At 72.3% G+C, this 16,710-nt stretch carries 12 protein-coding genes and 1 tRNA gene; 9 read left to right on the top strand and 4 right to left on the bottom strand.

Annotated features, from left to right (window positions below):
* The first annotated feature begins 241 nt into the window (after positions 1-241).
* Positions 242-2,032 carry an HNH endonuclease signature motif containing protein gene (locus HMPREF3159_RS03955; protein WP_070499775.1) on the top strand — a complete coding sequence of 597 codons (1,791 nt, stop codon included), beginning with the start codon at positions 242-244 and terminating at the stop codon, positions 2,030-2,032.
* 78 nt (positions 2,033-2,110) lie between these two features.
* Here HMPREF3159_RS03955 and HMPREF3159_RS03960 read toward each other — a convergent pair whose 3' ends face one another.
* The 3 genes from HMPREF3159_RS03960 to HMPREF3159_RS03970 all read right to left on the bottom strand — a co-directional run bounded on the left by HMPREF3159_RS03960 (position 2,111) and on the right by HMPREF3159_RS03970 (position 5,307).
* Positions 2,111-3,940: an ABC-F family ATP-binding cassette domain-containing protein gene (locus HMPREF3159_RS03960; RefSeq protein WP_070499776.1), complete on the bottom strand. Its 1,830-nt coding sequence runs from the start codon at positions 3,938-3,940 to the stop codon at positions 2,111-2,113.
* A gap of 96 nt (positions 3,941-4,036) precedes the next feature.
* The gene (locus HMPREF3159_RS03965; RefSeq protein ID WP_070499777.1) at positions 4,037-4,573 is read right to left on the bottom strand and encodes a MarR family winged helix-turn-helix transcriptional regulator; all 537 of its coding nucleotides are present in this window, start codon (positions 4,571-4,573) and stop codon (positions 4,037-4,039) included.
* 86 nt (positions 4,574-4,659) lie between these two features.
* Entirely contained in the window at positions 4,660-5,307 is a 648-nt protein-coding gene (locus HMPREF3159_RS03970) for a TetR/AcrR family transcriptional regulator (RefSeq protein ID WP_070499778.1), read from the bottom strand.
* Between the two features lie 179 nt (positions 5,308-5,486).
* On the opposite strand from HMPREF3159_RS03970, the gene HMPREF3159_RS03975 reads away from it, so the two are divergent.
* The 3 genes from HMPREF3159_RS03975 to HMPREF3159_RS03985 all read left to right on the top strand — a co-directional run bounded on the left by HMPREF3159_RS03975 (position 5,487) and on the right by HMPREF3159_RS03985 (position 8,115).
* A tRNA-Gln gene (locus HMPREF3159_RS03975) sits at positions 5,487-5,558 on the top strand.
* Between the two features lie 71 nt (positions 5,559-5,629).
* A complete protein-coding gene (glmU, locus tag HMPREF3159_RS03980; protein WP_070499779.1) occupies positions 5,630-7,138 on the top strand; it encodes a bifunctional UDP-N-acetylglucosamine diphosphorylase/glucosamine-1-phosphate N-acetyltransferase GlmU in 1,509 nt (502 codons plus the stop codon).
* Positions 7,135-8,115, top strand: coding sequence for a ribose-phosphate diphosphokinase (locus HMPREF3159_RS03985; RefSeq protein WP_010551089.1), 981 nt, complete (start codon positions 7,135-7,137; stop codon positions 8,113-8,115). The genes glmU and HMPREF3159_RS03985 overlap by 4 nt, the downstream gene beginning before the upstream one ends.
* Before the next feature lie 125 nt (positions 8,116-8,240).
* Here HMPREF3159_RS03985 and HMPREF3159_RS03990 read toward each other — a convergent pair whose 3' ends face one another.
* Positions 8,241-8,807, bottom strand: a complete 567-nt coding sequence (locus tag HMPREF3159_RS03990; RefSeq protein ID WP_070499780.1) for a hypothetical protein — start codon at positions 8,805-8,807, stop codon at positions 8,241-8,243.
* Positions 8,808-9,235: 428 nt separating this feature from the next.
* On the opposite strand from HMPREF3159_RS03990, the gene HMPREF3159_RS03995 reads away from it, so the two are divergent.
* From HMPREF3159_RS03995 to eno, 5 genes are all read left to right on the top strand, one after another.
* Positions 9,236-9,877 (top strand): 50S ribosomal protein L25/general stress protein Ctc, encoded by a 642-nt coding sequence (locus tag HMPREF3159_RS03995; protein WP_070499781.1) that lies wholly within the window; start codon positions 9,236-9,238, stop codon positions 9,875-9,877.
* 157 nt (positions 9,878-10,034) lie between these two features.
* Positions 10,035-10,649 (top strand): aminoacyl-tRNA hydrolase, encoded by a 615-nt coding sequence (gene pth, locus HMPREF3159_RS04000; protein WP_010551092.1) that lies wholly within the window; start codon positions 10,035-10,037, stop codon positions 10,647-10,649.
* Complete coding sequence (mfd, locus tag HMPREF3159_RS04005) at positions 10,646-14,326, top strand: transcription-repair coupling factor (RefSeq protein ID WP_246821461.1); 3,681 nt, start codon at positions 10,646-10,648, stop codon at positions 14,324-14,326. Before pth ends, mfd begins: the two co-directional genes overlap by 4 nt.
* 10 nt (positions 14,327-14,336) lie before the next feature.
* Complete coding sequence (locus HMPREF3159_RS04010) at positions 14,337-15,116, top strand: MazG nucleotide pyrophosphohydrolase domain-containing protein (protein WP_070499782.1); 780 nt, start codon at positions 14,337-14,339, stop codon at positions 15,114-15,116.
* A 147-nt stretch (positions 15,117-15,263) separates the two neighbouring features.
* Entirely contained in the window at positions 15,264-16,547 is a 1,284-nt protein-coding gene (gene eno, locus HMPREF3159_RS04015; protein ID WP_070499783.1) for a phosphopyruvate hydratase, read from the top strand.
* Positions 16,548-16,710: the final 163 nt, after the last annotated feature.

Consider the following 16,710-nt stretch of genomic DNA (forward strand, 5'->3'; position numbering starts at 1 on the left):
CGGCATCCGAGTTATCCACAGGAATCGACGTTGTTTGACATTCCGCCTAGGATTCAAACGCGCAGTTTAGGGCCCGGGGTGGGTGTGACTCTGCAGGTCGATGCGCGGGTCCTGGTGCTGCTGCCTGCCGCGACCGCTCACCTCCCCTCCCCATGGCCCGGTTATCCACACCGCGAAGTTCCTGGTCGGTAGCTTCATCGTGACTCTTCTGTTTCTCGAAGAGCCGTGCGAAAATCGAGGCATGTCGAAAGAATCCTCGAACGAGCGCGAGATCGCCGAAGGTGTCGCAGGTGCCTTCGGCGGTCACGGCCGCCCGTCCGGGGAGCACGGCCTCCTGTCCGGGGATCCGGCCGGCGAGCTCCCTCCTCGTGCGGACCGGCCGATCCGGATCGACGCCGAGCAGCTGACCATCGGCGAGCTCGACCTCCTCGCTGCCCGCGAGGTCCTCGCCGAGCTCGGTGCGCGGGGCTCCGCGCCCCTGGACTCGCTGGACATCGACGGGACGATGACTCTCCTCGAGGCCATCGTCGGCCTGGAGGGAGCGCTCGAGTCGCTGCGCACGCGGACGGTGGTGCACCTCGAGGATGAAGTGAAGGCGGACTGCCTCCGACGGGAGGAGAGCCCCAGACAGGCCGCGCTGGTGGCCCGCGCCGAAGCAGCGCGGGCGCTGAAGTCCTCTCGCGCGGTCGCAGGGCGCACGCTCGCGACCTCCCGCCGGCTGGTCCGCAGCATGCCCGGGATGATCTCGGCGCTCTCCTCCGCGCGCATGCTCCCGCAGTCCGCCCACAAGGTCGGCTCGGTCCTCGGCCCGGCGACCCCGGAGCAGCGCCGACAGGTCGATACGATCCTCACCTCCCGGCTCGCCGAGCTCGAAGGATGCGGGCCTCAGCAGTGGGGCGACGAGGCGGCGAAGGTCCTCCACGCCCTCGACCCTGCCGGTGCCGCCGCGCGCCACCAGGCCGCGAAGCGGGAGCGGCACGTGACGGTGCGGCGCACCGACCACGGGATGGCGCGGATCACCGCCCTCGTCCCCGGCATCGACGGCGCTCGGATCCGCAAGGGACTCGACGTCGCGGCCGAGAGCGCCCGCGCCCAGGGCGACCGGCGCGGCCACCAGCAGATCATGGCCGACCTCTTCGCCGACACGCTGATCGGCCGCGGAGACGGCATCGACCCCACGACGCTCGATGTCGGGATCGTCATCACCGACCGCTCCCTCCTCGCCCCCGCGCACGCCGATGCCGCCCTGGTCGAGGGATTCGGGTCCGTGCCCTACGACCATGTGCGCGAGGAGATGCTCCGCGCGGCCCAGGCCGAGGAGGACACCGACCTCGCCCTCACGATCCGTCAGCTCTACGCCGATCTCGACCACGGCGACCTGGTCGCGGTGGAGTCACGATCGCGGACGTTCCCCGCGGCGCTGACCAGGTTCCTCACCCTCGCCCACCAGACCTGCCGCGGACCCCACTGCGACGCTCCGATACGGCAGATCGACCACATCACCCCCTGGTCGCAGGGCGGAGAGACGTCCCTCGACAACGGGAACGGCCTCTGCGCCGCATGCAACCAGAAGGAGCTCGCCGGGGAGACCGCACGCGTGGTCCGCGACGAGGACGGCGTGCGCCGCACCGTCCGCTGGACCACCCGTCACGGCCGCAGCGCGACCCGCGGGGCGATCAACCTCGATCCGCTCGGCACCTACCGACGACGATGCGCATCCGCGAGTCGCGCATCCGACACCGATGTTCCGAGAAGCCCCGCGACGGCAGAGCATGCGGCGAGGGAGCGGATGACGGAGCACCGCACGACCGGCGAGCGCGCGGACCGCCGATGCGACGCGATCAGCCCTGGGAACAGTGGGCGCGAGAGACTGCCGCTGGCGAACGACGAGTCCGGAGATCTGATGACCCTGCAGCGCGCGCTCACGGATCTGCGCCTGCGGCTCACGGACATCCCGGATCCACACCGGATCCACCGTCTCCCGGGCTACCCGGGTGACTGGATCGTGCGACGCGGCAGTCGGGGGAGATAGTCAGGAGGAGATGAGCAGATCCGGGAATCGAGGATCCCGAGTGCCGTGCGCCGGCCGACCTCAGCCGGGCGTCGACGCTCAGCCGAGCTGCTCGGACAGCTCCAGCCAGCGCTCCTCGAGCTCCTCGTTCTCCCGCTCGACCTCCTGCAGCTGCGCGGTGATCTCCTGCAGCCCCTGGTAGTCCGACTGGTCGTGCCCGGCGAGCTTCGCGTGCAGGGACTCCGTCTGCTTCTCGAGCTTCTGCATCCGCCGCTCGATCGCGCCGAGCTCCTTCTGCGCCGCATGCGCCTCGGCGCCGGCGAGGGCGGGAGCACCCGCGGAGCTGCCGCCGGACCCGGAGCCGGCAGCGCCGGAGGAGCCCGCGCCGGTCGCCCTGCCCGAGGCCGAACCCGCCGCGGCCTCCTCGCTCGCGGCGCGCAGCGCGAGATACTGCTCCACACCGCCCGGCACGTGCCGCACCGTGCCGTCCAGCACCGCGTACTGCGTGTCCGTGATGCGCTCGAGCAGGTAGCGGTCGTGCGAGACCACCAGCAGCGGCCCGGGCCAGGTGTCCAGCAGGTCCTCCATCGCCGCGAGCATGTCCGTGTCCATGTCGTTGGTCGGCTCGTCCAGCACCAGCACGTTCGGCTCCTCGAGCAGCGTCAGCAGCAGGTCGAGCCGACGCTGCTGACCACCCGAGAGCGCCTTGACCTGCACCTTCTGATGCGCCGCGGTGAAGCCCAGACGCTCGAGCAGCTGACCGGGGGAGACCTCGTCCTTGCCGGCCGTGAACGTGGTGCGGTATCGCCCCACGACATCGCTGACCCGGGAGTCCAGATGCTCCTGCAGCCCCTCGAGCCGCTGGGAGACCTGCCGCACCGTCACGGTCTTGCCGCGCTTGACCCGCCCGGCGAGCGGCTCGAGGTCCCCGGTGATCAGCGCGAGCAGCGTCGACTTCCCGGCCCCGTTCGGGCCGAGGATCCCGATCCGGTCCGCCGGGCCGATGTGCAGGGTCACGTCCTCCAGCACGGTCGTGCCGCCGTAGCCGGCGTCGACGTCGAGCACGTCGATCACGTCGCGGCCCAGCCGCGAGGTCGCCAGCTGGGTCAGCGCGACCGTGTCGCGCACGGGCGGCTCGCCGGCGATGAGCTCGTTCGCCGCGTCGATGCGGAACTTCGGCTTCGAGGTCCGCGCCGGCGCGCCGCGACGCAGCCACGCGAGCTCCTTGCGCATCAGGTTCTGCCGCTTCGACTCGATCGCGGCGGCCTGTCGGTCTCGCTCGACCCGCTGCAGGACGTAGGCGGCGTACCCTCCCTCGAAGGGCTCGACGATCCCGTCGTGCACCTCCCACATCCGGGTGCACACCGCGTCGAGGAACCAGCGATCGTGGGTGATGACCACCAGCCCGCCGTCCTTCTCGCTCCAGCGCCGCCGCAGGTGCTCGGCGAGCCAGGCGATGCCCTCGACGTCGAGATGGTTCGTCGGCTCGTCCAGCAGCAGCACGTCCCAGTCGCCGACCAGCAGCTCCGCCAGGTGCACGCGGCGCAGCTGCCCGCCCGAGAGGTCCGTGAGCGGCGCGTCGAGAGCGATGCCGCCGAGCAGACCCGCGAGCACATCGCGGATCCGCGCGTCGGAGGCCCATTCGTACTCGGGCCGGTCGCCCACCACGCGGTCGCGCACGCTCGCCCCGACCGTCGCCTCGTCCTGCTGGGTCAGGACGCCGAGGCGCACCCCGCCCCTGACCGTCACCCGTCCCTCGTCAGGCTCCTGCGCGCGGGAGAGCAGGCGCAGCAGAGTCGACTTGCCGTCGCCGTTGCGGCCGACGACGCCGATGCGGTCGCCCTCGTCGATGCCGACGGTGACGTCGTCGAGCAGCACGCGATCGGGCAGCGCGACGTGGAGGGACTGGGTGCCGAGCAGATGAGCCATGCGGGTGGGGTCCTCCTGGGGGACGGGGAGCGGAGTCGGAGGGGGAGTGTCGGGGCGGCGCGGGAGCGGACGCTCACCGGGTGCCGTGCGCCGGCCTCAGGCTCCGAGGGGGTCGTCGGACTCGAAGGTGAGCAGCAGGGTGCGGAGCATGCCCGCGAGCTCCGCCTGCTCGGCCGCGGCGAGCGGGCCGAGCAGCTCCCGCTCCGCCTCGAGCAGGCGCTCCATCGCGGCGTCGACACGGGCCACGCCGTCGGGGCGCAGCCGCACCTCGACCGCTCGGCCGTCGTGCGGGCTGCGGTTCTTCGAGACCAGGCCGCGGGTGACCAGCTTGTCGATGCGGGTGGTCATGGTGCCGCTGGTCACGAGCGTCTCGTGCATGAGCGCGCCGGGGGAGAGGGCGTCCTCGCCGCTGCGGCGCAGGGCGGAGAGCATGTCGAACTCCCAGCCCTCGAGCCCCGCCTCGGAGAAGGCCTCGCGTCGGGCGATCTCGAGATAGCGGGTCAGTCGCGAGACGCGGGAGAGGACCGCGAGCGGCGAGACGTCGAGGTCCTCGCGCGCGAGCTCCCAGCCCGCGAGGACGCGGTCGACCTCGTCATGGGGCGGCGCGGCGTCGTGCGCAGGCGTGGTGGGCATGGGGCGAGTCTAGGTTCTCGGTCCGGGCCGCGGTCGACACGGGTGACACGGGCGACGCAGACGATGTGCCGCTCAGGCCGCGCAGCTCAGCCCTTCGTCTCCCCGCGCAGCTCGGGATTCTTCTCCAGCGAGCTCAGCCCGAACCAGGAGAGGTTCACCATCCGCGCGGCGACGACCTCCTTCGAGGGCTTGCGGGTCTCGAGCCACCACTGGCCGGTGTAGGCGACCATGCCCACCAGCATCTGCGCGTACAGCGCGGCGTCCTTGATCGGGTACGAGTGCAGCCGCAGCTGCCTCGCCAGGATCACCTCGACGCGGCGCGAGACGTCTGTGAGCAGGGAGGAGAAGGTCCCCACGGAATGGCTGACGGGGGAGTCGCGCACGAGGATCCGGAAGCCGTCCTCGTTCTCGTCGATGTAGGCGAGGAAGGCCAGCGCCGCTCGCTCCATCAGCATCCGCGGATGGGCGCGCTGATCGGAGAGGGACTCCTCGAGCGCGGTGAGCAGGGTGGAGACCTCGCGGTCCACGACCACCGCGTACAGGCCCTCCTTGCCGCCGAAGTGCTCGTAGACGATCGGCTTGGAGACCTTCGCACGCGAGGCGATCTCCTCGACCGCGGTCATGTCGAAGCCCTTCTCGGCGAACACCCGCCGGCCGACGAGCACGAGCTGCTCCCGCCGCTCCTTGCCCGTCATCCGGGTCGACCGACCGCGAGGGGCCCCGTTCTCCGCCATGCGGGGAGTCTCCCACACGGCGACCGCACGGTGACCGGCGGGTCAGCGGAGCCCCGAGAGCGTCGACGGGGCGCTGGTCGAGGCCGCCCGGGCGGTAGGATCGCCCCGCGTCCGTGCGCCCGTCGGCTCCGTCCGGCGGTGCCCCGCGTCTGCTCGCAGGCGCTCCGCGACGGGCGCGCTCCGCCATGGTGTAATCGGCAACACCTCAGATTTTGGTTCTGAAGTTTCAGGTTCGAGTCCTGATGGCGGAACGCTCACCGTCCTCCGGGGCGGCGCGGCCGACACCCGTCGATCCCACCCTCGATCTCTAGGAGCTGCCGACGTGGCCACTGCCGAGACCACCGCACCCGTCGCCGTCATCGTCCTGGCCGCCGGCGCCGGGACCCGCATGAAGTCCCGCACCCCCAAGGTGCTCCACGAGATCGGCGGTCGCTCGCTCCTCGTGCACGCGCTCACCGCCGCCGAGGGCACCGGCCCGGGCGAGCTCGTCGTCGTGCTGCGCCACGAGCGCGAGCGCGTCGCCGAGCACCTCGCCGAGCACGCCTCCGAGGTGCGGGTCGCCGACCAGGACGAGATCCCCGGCACCGGCCGCGCCGTCCAGTGCGGCCTCGAGCAGGTCACCGCGGCCGAGGGCACCGTGCTGGTCACCTACGGCGACGTGCCGCTGCTGGACCCCGCGACGCTGCGCGAGCTGGTCGCCGCCCACGAGGCCGAGGGCGCCGCCGTCACCGTGCTCAGCGCCCGCGTCCCCGATCCCGCCGGCTACGGCCGCATCCTGCGCAGCGAGGACGGCTCCGAGGTGCTCGGCATCGTCGAGCACAAGGACGCGACCGACGAGCAGCGCACGATCGACGAGATCAACTCCGGCATCTACGCCTTCGACCTCGCCGTGCTCCGCGACGCGCTCGGCCGCACCACGACCGACAACGCCCAGGGCGAGATGTACCTCACCGACGTCCTCTCGATCGCGCGGGCCGACGGCCGCTCCGTGCGGGCCGTGGTGACCGAGGACGTGATGATGGTCGAGGGAGTCAACGACCGCGTCCAGCTCGCCCAGCTCGGCGCCGAGATGAACCGCCGCATCCTCGAGCGCCACATGCGCGCCGGCGTCACGATCGTCGACCCTGCCACCACCTGGATCGACGCCGACGTCACCATCGGCCAGGATGCGACGATCCTCCCCGGCGTCCAGCTGCACGGCGCCAGCGACATCGGCGCCGAGGCCGTGATCGGCCCGGACACCACCCTGCGCGACACCGAGGTCGGCGCCGGCGCCGAGGTGGTCCGCTCCCATGCGCTGCTCGCCGTGATCGGCGAGGGCGCGACCGTCGGCCCCTTCTCCTACCTGCGCGTCGGCACGGACCTCGGCGCGAAGGGCAAGATCGGCGGCTTCGTCGAGACGAAGAACGCGGTGATCGGCGAGGGCGCGAAGGTGCCCCACCTCAGCTACGTCGGCGACGCCGAGATCGGCGAGGGCACCAACATCGGCGCCGGCACGATCGTGGCGAACTACGACGGGGTGGACAAGCACCGCACCACCGTCGGCCGCCACGTGCGCGTGGGCTCGGACAACGTGCTCGTCGCCCCGGTCACGATCGGCGACGGCGCCGCGACCGGCGCCGGCACCACCGTGCGCAAGGACGTCCCCGCCGGAGCGCTGGGCGTGAACGCTGTCTCGCAGCGGAACATGGAAGGATGGACCCTGCGACGGCGTGCGGGGACCCCGGCCGAGAGCGCGGCCCGGGCCGCCCTCGACGCCGAGCAGGGGTCCGCGGCACAGACGCCCGCAGGAACTGCCGCCGAGGAGCACAAGGAGCACGAGCAGCGATGAGCGGAATCGTCACCACCGGGGAGAAGCGACTGGTCCTCGCCTCAGGACGGGCCCACCCGGTGCTCGCCCAGGAGGTCGCCGAGGAGCTCGGCGTCGAGGTCCTCCCCATGGACGCCTGGGACTTCGCCAACGGGGAGATCTACGTGCGCTACGGCGAGTCCGTGCGCGGCACCGACGTCTTCGTGCTCCAGTCCCACCCTGCTCCGATCAACACCTGGGTGATGGAGCACCTCATCATGATCGACGCGCTCAAGCGCGCCTCCGCCAAGCGCATCACCGCCATCGCGCCGAGCTTCCCCTACGCCCGCCAGGACAAGAAGCACCGCGGCCGCGAGCCGATCTCCGCCCGCCTCATGGCGGACCTCTACGAGACCGCGGGCGTGGACCGCATGATCTCCGTGGACCTCCACGCCCCGCAGGTGCAGGGCTACTTCAACCGGCCGCTGGACCACCTGATGGCGCTGCCGATCCTCGCCGACTACGTGCAGAGGAAGTACGGCGAGGAGGACATCGCCGTGGTCTCCCCGGACGCCGGCCGGATCCGCGTCGCGGAGCAGTGGTCCAAGCGTCTCGGCGGCGTGAACCTCGCCTTCATCCACAAGACCCGCGACACGACGCGCCCCAACCAGGCCGTCGCCAAGCGTGTGATCGGCGACGTCACGGGGAAGACCTGCATCCTCGTCGACGACATGATCGACACCGCCGGCACCATCGTGCAGGCCTCCGACGCGCTGATCGCCAACGGCGCCGCCTCCGTCGTCATCGCCACCACCCACCCGATCCTCTCGGACCCGGCGACCGAGCGGCTGAAGAACTCCCAGGTGCGCGAGGTCGTGTGCACGAACACCCTCCCGGTCCCGCCGGAGAAGCAGTTCGACCGCCTCACCCAGCTCTCCATCGCCCCGCTCCTGGCGCGGGCGATCCGCGCCGTGTTCGACGACGGCTCGGTGACGAGCCTCTTCGACGGCGAGGTCTGAGCCGGCTGTTCCTGCGGGCGCGGCGCGCTGCGGCGCACCCGCGCCGTCCGCACGGGCGACAGGAAGCGGCCCCGTTCCCTCCGGGGAGCGGGGCCGCTTCGTCGTGCGGTGGGTGGGGCCGGGGCTCAGATCAGGAACCGGTTGCCCTTGACGAGCCGGCTCCACTGCCTGCCGAGGCCGATGTGGTCACCGGCGGCCAGGCCCGCCATCGCGAGGACGGCGACCGCGAGCAGCAGGTGGGTGTCGTAGAGCGGGTTGGTCGACATCGGGAACGCGGCGAGGTACATGAGCGTGTACATCGCGGCGGCCGAGACGGCGGCGACGCGGGTGCCGATGCCGAGCATGAACGCCAGGCCCACGCCGAGCAGGCCGAGCATGAACAGCACGTCCGTGAGCGGGTTGATCGAGAGGAAGGCGCTCCACACGCCCGCGAAGGGGTTGCCGCCCTCGATCGAGCCGCCGAGGAAGCCGGCGGTGGGGGAGCCGCCGTTCAGCCAGGCGCTCTCGGGCGGGGTCGCGAAGCCGAGGCCGAAGGTCTTGTCCAGGAAGGCCCACAGGAAGGTGAAGCCGACCATCAGGCGCGTCACGCCCAGGAGCGTGTAGCCCCAGCCGGCCTTCCGCGTGGCGGTCAGCTCGGCGGCGGCGGGGCGGGCGGGAGTCGCAGCGGCGGGGGCGGCGGCGGAGGCGCTCACGGCAGGTGCCTTTCGGTGTCGACCCGGTCGGTGCCCGGATCTCGGTGATGTCGATGATGACCATGTCAGCGGTGTCGTCCTGACAAGAACAACGGTAGGCCCGACCGGCCGGTCCGCGCGGGGACCAAGGTCACCGATTCGTCGCTCTGACCTGCAGGGACGTAGGTCCAGTTGGGGAACGGAGCGGGTGGAGGTCGGGGTGGGGCGGCGCGGTGCTGGGTCTCCTCCTCGTGCGGCGCCGCTCACGTCCGTTCGATTCCCCGAAGCCCAGGGGAGGACTGCGTGGTACTGTCTGCGCGTCACTTCGGCGAGGGAGGGGGCTCTGCCCCCTCCGTGATCGACGCGGTGCGGATCTCCGGGAGGCGTGCCCTCCCTGTGCCCCGTGGCGTCGCTCATCGCCGAGCCCCGCATCCACGAGGAGCACCACCATGGCTGAGAAGCTGAACGTCGAACTGCGCGAGGACTTCGGCAAGGGCGCTGCCCGCCGTCTGCGCGCCGAGAGTCGCGTCCCCGCCGTCCTGTACGGCCACGGCGAGGCCCCGCTGCACCTGTCGCTGCCCGGTCACGAGACCGCGCTCGCGGCCCGCAACCCCAACGCCCTCCTCGAGCTGCAGCTCGCCGACGGCACCTCCCACCTGGCCCTGATCAAGGAGATCCAGCGCCACCCGCTCAAGCGCACGCTGAACCACCTCGATCTGATCATCGTCAAGAAGGGCGAGAAGGTCGAGGTCGACATCCCCGTCGTCCTGGCCGGTGAGGCCGTGTCCCCCGCGGTCGCGATGGTCGACCTGCAGTCCCTGACCCTCTCGGTCGACGCGCTCAAGGTCCCCGAGCAGATCGAGATCGACGTCGAGGGCAAGGAGGAGGGCTACCAGCTCTTCGCCGGCGACGTCGTCCTCCCGGGCGACGCCGAGCTCGTCACCGACGCCGAGATCCTCGTGGTCTCCGTCATGGTGCCGCACGTGGCCGAGGAGGACCTCGAGCCGGTCGTCGACGAGGACGCCGAGGGCGCCGAGGGCGAGACCGAGGCCGAGGGCGCCGAGTCCTCCGAGGGCTCCGAGGAGGAGTGACCCCTCCGGGACGGGGAGCGCGGGCAGGACGCCCGTCGGCTCCCCGTCCCGCTCCGTTGCTCACACACCGCCTGCCGGGGCGTCGCGCATCGCGCGGCGCCCCGGTACGGTGTCCGGGGTCGTGCGCCGCCGCGCACCGGTGAGAACGAGGAGCATCATGACCGTGAGCGAGCGCCGCCCCGGGCCGTACCTGGTGGTGGGCCTGGGCAACCCCGGCCCGAAGTACGCCGCGACCAGGCACAACATCGGCCAGATGGTCCTGGACCACATCGCCGACGCCGCCGGCGGGCGATTCGCCGCCGCCAAGCGGGCGCAGGCCGTCGTGCTGGAGGGACGCCTCGGCGCCCCCGGCGCCGGCGAGCGGGTGATCCTCGCGAAGACCACCACCTACATGAACGTCTCCGGCGGTCCGGTGAAGGCGCTGGCCGCGTACTACGGCATCGACCCCGAGCAGGTCGTCGTCGTCCACGACGAGGTCGACATCCCCTTCGACGCGGTGCGCCTGAAGCGCGGCGGCGGCGAGGGCGGCCACAACGGCCTGCGCGACATCTCCAAGGCGCTGGGCACCAAGGACTATCTGCGCGTCCGCGTCGGGGTGGGCCGGCCTCCGGGCGGCCGCGACACCGCCGACCACGTGCTCGCCCCCTTCACCTCCACCGAGCGCCGCACGCTCGAGCTGCTGATCTCGGACGCCGCTGACGCCGTCGAGGCCGTCGTCCTCGAGGGCCTCACCGCCGCTCAGCAGCGCTTCCACTCCCGGGAGGACCGATGACCGCACCGACCGACGCCGCACGCACCGGCCGGGCCGCCGGCGCAGGCCCCGATGCCGTGGGCGTCGAGCGGTCCGCCCCGCCGCTCGCCCCGCTGCTCGCGCGCCTCGCCGAGGGCGCCGACCTCACCGCGATCCGCGAGCTCGTCGAGTCCGCCGGCGCGGACGAGGACCGTGGCCCGGGCGGGGACATCGTCGCCGCGACCGCGCTGTTCCCCTTCGCCGTCGCGGACCTCGCACGACGCGCGAGCGCCGAGTCGCCGCTGGTCGTGGTCACCTCCACCACCCGCGCCGCCGAGGATCTCCGGGCGGCGCTGAGCGTCCTCGTCGGCACCGCGCACGTCGCCGAGCTGCCCGCCTGGGAGACCCTGCCGCATGAGCGGCTCTCCCCGCGCGCCGACACCGTCGCCAAGCGCTTGAAGACCCTGCGCCGCATCGCCCATCCGGAGACCGAGGACCCGGTGCACGTGCTGCTGATGCCCGTGCGCTCCCTGCTCCAGCCGATCGCGACCGGCCTCGGCGACCTCCGTCCCGTCCGGGCGCTGGTGGGGGAGGAGCGCCCCCTCGAGGACCTGGAGCAGGAGCTCGTCGACGCCGCCTACGTGCGCGTGGACATGGTCGAGAAGCGCGGCGAGTTCGCGGTGCGCGGCGGGATCCTGGACGTCTTCCCGCCCACCGAGCCGCATCCCGTGCGCGTGGACCTCTTCGGGGACGAGATCGATGACGTGCGGTACTTCGCCGTCGCCGACCAGCGCTCGCTCGATCCCGTCCCGCACGGGCTCGACGCCCCGCCCTGCCGCGAGATCCTGCTGACCCCTTCAGTGCGCGAGCGCGCCCGCGCCCGCGCCGAGGAGCTGCCCGGCGTGCGCGACCTGCTGCTGCGCATCGCCGACGGCATCGCCGCCGACGGCATGGAATCCCTCAGCCCCGTCCTCGTGGACGGCATGGAGCAGGTCGCCGACGTGCTCCCCGCCGGCGCCCGCTTCCTCGTCCTCGACCCGGAGAAGGCCCGCGCCCGCTCCGAGGAGCTCGTCGCCACGACCGACGAGTTCCTCGCCGCCGCCTGGTCCAGCGCCGCCGCCGGCGGCGGACTCCCGATCGACGTGGGGGCGGCGAGCTTCGTGCCCCTGTCGGAGGCGAAGGGCCACGCCCGCGAGGGCGGCCGCGCCTGGTTCACCCTGGCCGCCTTCGGCCTCGACGCCGACCTCGACCTGACCACCTCCGGCACGTCCACCCACCCCGGCTACTCCGGCAAGCCCGCCGACGCCGCGAAGGAGCTCGAGCGCCGCCGCGCCGACGGCTGGTCCGTCGTCGCGACCATGGCCGGCACGGGCGGGGCCCGCCACGCGGCCGAGAACCTCCGCGGCGAGGGCATGGCGACCGTCTTCGCCGAGCGGCTCGAGGGACCCGTCGAGCCCGGCGAGGCCGTCGTCACGGTCGGCCCCTTCGCTGAGGGGCTCGTCGCCGAGGACCTGAAGCTGGTCCTCGCCTCCGAGCGCGACCTCACCGGCAAGTCCGGGGCGCGCCGCGGCGAGGAGCGGAGGATGCCCTCCCGCCGCCGCAACGTCGTCGACCCGCTCCAGCTGCGGCCCGGCGACCACGTCGTCCACGCCCACCACGGCGTGGGCCGCTTCGTGGAGATGACCAGCCGCACCGTCGGCACCGGCGCGAAGCGCACCACCCGCGAGTACCTCGTCATCGAGTACGCGGCCTCGAAGAAGGGCCAGCCCGGCGACCGGCTCTACGTCCCCTCCGACCAGCTCGATCAGGTCACCAAGTACGTCGGCGGCGAGGAGCCGTCCGTCAACCGCATGGGCGGCGCCGACTGGGCGAAGACCAAGTCGAAGGCCCGCAAGGCGATCCGCGAGATCGCCGACGAGCTGGTGCGCCTGTACTCCGCCCGGCAGTCCGCGCCCGGCCACGCCTTCGGCCCCGACACCCCCTGGCAGCGGGAGCTCGAGGACTCCTTCGAGTTCGTCGAGACCCCGGACCAGCTCTCCACCATCGAGGACGTCAAGAAGGACATGGAGAAGCCGGTCCCGATGGACCGCCTGATCCTCGGCGACGTCGGCTACGGGAAGACGGAGATCGCGGTGCGCGCCGCCTTCAAGGCCGTCCAGGACGGCAAGCAGGTCGCCGTGCTCGCCCCGACGACGCTGCTGGCCCAGCAGCATCTCGACACCTTCTCCGAGCGGTACACGGGTTTCCCCGTGACCGTGAAGGGGCTCAGCCGCTTCCAGTCCGCCGCCGACTCCGAGGCGACGGTCGAGGGTCTGCGCGAGGGGAGCGTCGACGTCGTGATCGGCACCCACCGCCTGCTCACCGGCAACGTGCGCTTCAAGGACCTGGGTCTGCTGATCATCGACGAGGAGCAGCGCTTCGGCGTCGAGCACAAGGAGACGCTCAAGGCGCTGCGCACGAACGTGGATGTGCTGTCCATGTCGGCGACCCCCATCCCGCGCACGCTCGAGATGGCCGTGACCGGCATCCGGGAGATGTCCATCCTCGCGACCCCGCCCGAGGAGCGCCATCCGGTGCTGACCTACGTCGGCGCCGATGAGGATCGCCAGATCGCCGCCGCGGTCCGGCGCGAGCTGCTGCGCGAGGGGCAGGTGTTCTACATCCACAACCGGGTCGAGGACATCGACCGCGTCGCCGCGCACCTGCGCGAGCTGGTGCCCGACGCCCGCGTCGCCGTCGCCCACGGCAAGATGAACGAGCACCAGCTCGAGCGGGTGATCGTCGACTTCTGGGAGCGGGACTTCGACGTGCTCGTGTGCACCACGATCGTCGAGACGGGCCTCGACATCGCCAACGCCAACACCCTGATCGTCGAGAACGCGGACCGCTTCGGGCTCTCGCAGCTGCACCAGCTGCGCGGGCGCGTGGGCCGTTCGAGCGAGCGCGCCTACGCCTACTTCCTCTACAACGCCGGCAAGCCGCTCACCGAGACCGCCCACGACCGCCTCACCACCCTCGCCACCAACACCGACCTCGGCGCCGGCATGCAGGTGGCGATGAAGGACCTCGAGATCCGCGGCGCCGGCAACCTGCTCGGCGGCGAGCAGTCCGGGCACATCGCCGGCGTGGGCTTCGACCTCTACGTGCGCATGGTCGGGGAGGCCGTCGCGGCCTTCCGCGGCGAGGCGAGCGCGCCGGAGAAGGAGATCCGGGTCGAGCTGCCGCTGGACGCGCACGTCCCGCACGACTACATCGGCTCCGAGCGACTGCGGCTCGAGGCCTATGCGAAGCTCTCCGCGGTGCGCGAGGTCTCCGAGATCGAGCAGGTCCGTGCCGAGCTCGCGGACCGCTACGGCCCGCTGCCCGCGCCGGTGGAGGTGCTGCTGGACGTGGCCCGCTTCCGGATCGACGCCCGCGCCGCCGGGGTGGACGAGGTCCAGGCCCAGGGCAAGATGATCCGCTTCGCCCATCTCGAGCCCGCCGACTCCGTCGCGATGCGGATGAAGCGCCTGTACCCGGGCACGCTGCTCAAGCCCGCCCTGCGCCAGGTGCTCGTGCCCCGCCCGATGACCTCCCGCTTCGGCGGCACCGAACTGCGCGACCACGCGCTGCTCGAGTGGGCGCGCGAGGTGCTGCGCGTGCTCGTGCCCTCCGCGGCCGAGCAGATCTCCGCGCCCGTCGTGCAGGCGGAGGCGGGGTCGGGGCCGGCGAGGAAGTAGCCTCGCCACCGTGAGCACCGCGCAGCGCCCCGTCCCGTCCGATCCCGCACCGCGCGGCAGCGCCCTGCTGCGGGCAGTGGAGGTGATGGAGGCGCTGCGGGCGCCGAGCGGCGACGCCTGGACCCACCGGCAGACCCACGCCTCGCTCGCCCGCTACCTCCTCGAGGAGACCCATGAGGTGCTCGAGGTGATCGACGACCCCGCCGGCCACGGCCCCGGGGCGCTGCCCGACGAGCTCGGCGACCTGCTCTTTCAGATCCTCTTCCACGCGCGCGTGGGCCAGGAGGAGGAGCCGGCCTGGGACGTGGACGACGTGGCCCGCTCCTTCGTCGCGAAGATGGAGCGGCGCAACCCGCACGTCTTCGGCGACGCGCCCGAGCAGGCGCTCGAGGACCCCGCCGACGTCGAGCAGATCATCGCGCAGTGGCACGCCGTCAAGGCGCAGGAGAAGCAGCAGGACCAGCAGGGCCGGCAGATCCAGGGGAGCTCCGGGACGGCTCCGACGCGCCCCCGCGGCTGGGCCGAGGGGATCCCCGCCGAGCTGCCCGCCCTGCAGACCGCGGCGAAGATCGTCCACCGCGCCCGATCGGCCGGCGGGCTCGAGCAGCTCCTCGCGGCGGCTGACGCCGCGGCCTCGGCCGAGGACGCCGACGACTGGGGCGGCGACCTCGGCCGGGCGCTGCTCGACCTGGTCGTGGCCGCCGAGGGCCGCGACGACGATCCCGAGACCGCGCTGCGCGCCCTGCTCGCGAGGACCGTCCGCGAGCTCGAGCAGGGCACCGGCGCCTGACCGGCGCGCTCATCCTCCGTCGGCACCCTCCGGCCGCAACCGCGGGCACGGGGGCGCGTGGCGGGCGCCGCTCGGCCTAGACTGTCGGGCGGACGGTCAGCGCCGACCGGACGATTCGAACTTCATCACCGAAGGAAGGAACAGCCCATGGCAGCCCTGATCGAAGCACTCCTCGCCCGAGAGATCCTCGACTCCCGCGGCAACCCCACCGTCGAGGTCGAGATCCTGCTCGACGACGGCACGTTCGAGCGCGCGGCGGTCCCCTCCGGCGCCTCCACCGGCCAGTTCGAGGCCGTCGAGCGCCGTGACGGCGACAAGGACCGCTACCTCGGCAAGGGCACGCTCGACGCCGTCAACGCCGTGATCACCGAGATCCTGCCGGCGATCCACGGCATGGACGTCCAGGAGCAGCGCGCGATCGATCAGGCGATGCTCGATCTGGACGGCACCAAGAACAAGGGCACCCTCGGCGCGAACGCCATCCTCGGCGTCTCCCTTGCCGTGGCGCGCGCCGCCGCGGCCTCCGCGGGCGTGCCGCTGTACCAGTACGTCGGCGGCCCGAACGCGCACATCCTGCCCGTCCCGATGATGAACATCCTCAACGGCGGCTCCCACGCGGACTCCAACGTCGACATCCAGGAGTTCATGATCGCGCCGATCGGCGCGGAGACCTTCTCCGAGGCCATGCGCGTCGGCGCCGAGGTCTACCACGCGCTGAAGGCCGTGCTCAAGGAGCGGGGCCTGGCGACCGGTCTTGGCGACGAGGGCGGCTTCGCCCCGAACCTCGACTCCAACCGCGCCGCGCTCGACCTGATCGTCGAGGCCATCGGCAAGGCCGGCTTCGAGGCCGGCAAGGATGTCGCGCTCGCGCTCGACGTCGCGGCCTCCGAGTTCTTCGAGGACGGCGCCTACGCGTTCGAGGGCGCGAAGAAGACCTCCGCCGAGATGGTGGACTACTACGCCGAGCTCGTCGACGCCTACCCGCTGGTCTCCATCGAGGACCCGCTGGACGAGGAGGACTGGGACGGCTGGAAGGCCATCACCGAGCGCCTCGGCACCAAGACGCAGCTCGTGGGCGACGACCTCTTCGTCACCAACCCCGAGCGCCTCGGCCGCGGCATCGACGAGGGCGCCGGCAACGCGCTGCTGGTCAAGGTCAACCAGATCGGCTCGCTCTCCGAGACCCTCGACGCCGTCGACCTCGCGCACCGCGCGGGCTTCAAGGCCATGATGTCCCACCGCTCCGGCGAGACCGAGGACACCACCATCGCCGACCTGTCCGTGGCGACCAACTGCGGCCAGATCAAGTCGGGCGCCCCGGCCCGCGGCGAGCGCGTGGCCAAGTACAACCAGCTGCTCCGCATCGAGGAGGAGCTCGGCGAGGCCGCCCGCTACGCCGGCGCCTCCGCCTTCCCGCGCTACACGGCGTGACCGTCGCCGCCCGGGCGCACGCGTTTCCCGCGCGGCGCGTCCAGGCGGAGGCCGTATCCTCTAGCGCATGAGCAGCAGACGACCGGGCGCCCCGCGATCGACGAGGCGCCCGGTCGCCGCGTCCGGGGCACGTCGCACCGGTGCGCGGTCGACCTCGCGCCCG

The organism is Brachybacterium sp. HMSC06H03, assembly GCF_001807385.1.
GTDB lineage: Bacteria > Actinomycetota > Actinomycetes > Actinomycetales > Dermabacteraceae > Brachybacterium > Brachybacterium conglomeratum.

Bases quoted from the DNA above. Each gene is read 5' to 3' on its own strand.
- HMPREF3159_RS03955 (WP_070499775.1), top strand. From the start codon at position 242: ATGTCGAAAGAATCCTCGAACGAGCGCGAGATCGCCGAAGGTGTCGCA.
- HMPREF3159_RS03960 (WP_070499776.1), bottom strand. From the start codon at position 3,940: ATGGCTCATCTGCTCGGCACCCAGTCCCTCCACGTCGCGCTGCCCGAT.
- HMPREF3159_RS03965 (WP_070499777.1), bottom strand. From the start codon at position 4,573: ATGCCCACCACGCCTGCGCACGACGCCGCGCCGCCCCATGACGAGGTC.
- HMPREF3159_RS03970 (WP_070499778.1), bottom strand. From the start codon at position 5,307: ATGGCGGAGAACGGGGCCCCTCGCGGTCGGTCGACCCGGATGACGGGC.
- HMPREF3159_RS03985 (WP_010551089.1), top strand. From the start codon at position 7,135: ATGAGCGGAATCGTCACCACCGGGGAGAAGCGACTGGTCCTCGCCTCA.
- HMPREF3159_RS03995 (WP_070499781.1), top strand. From the start codon at position 9,236: ATGGCTGAGAAGCTGAACGTCGAACTGCGCGAGGACTTCGGCAAGGGC.
- pth (WP_010551092.1), top strand. From the start codon at position 10,035: ATGACCGTGAGCGAGCGCCGCCCCGGGCCGTACCTGGTGGTGGGCCTG.
- mfd (WP_246821461.1), top strand. From the start codon at position 10,646: ATGACCGCACCGACCGACGCCGCACGCACCGGCCGGGCCGCCGGCGCA.
- eno (WP_070499783.1), top strand. From the start codon at position 15,264: ATGGCAGCCCTGATCGAAGCACTCCTCGCCCGAGAGATCCTCGACTCC.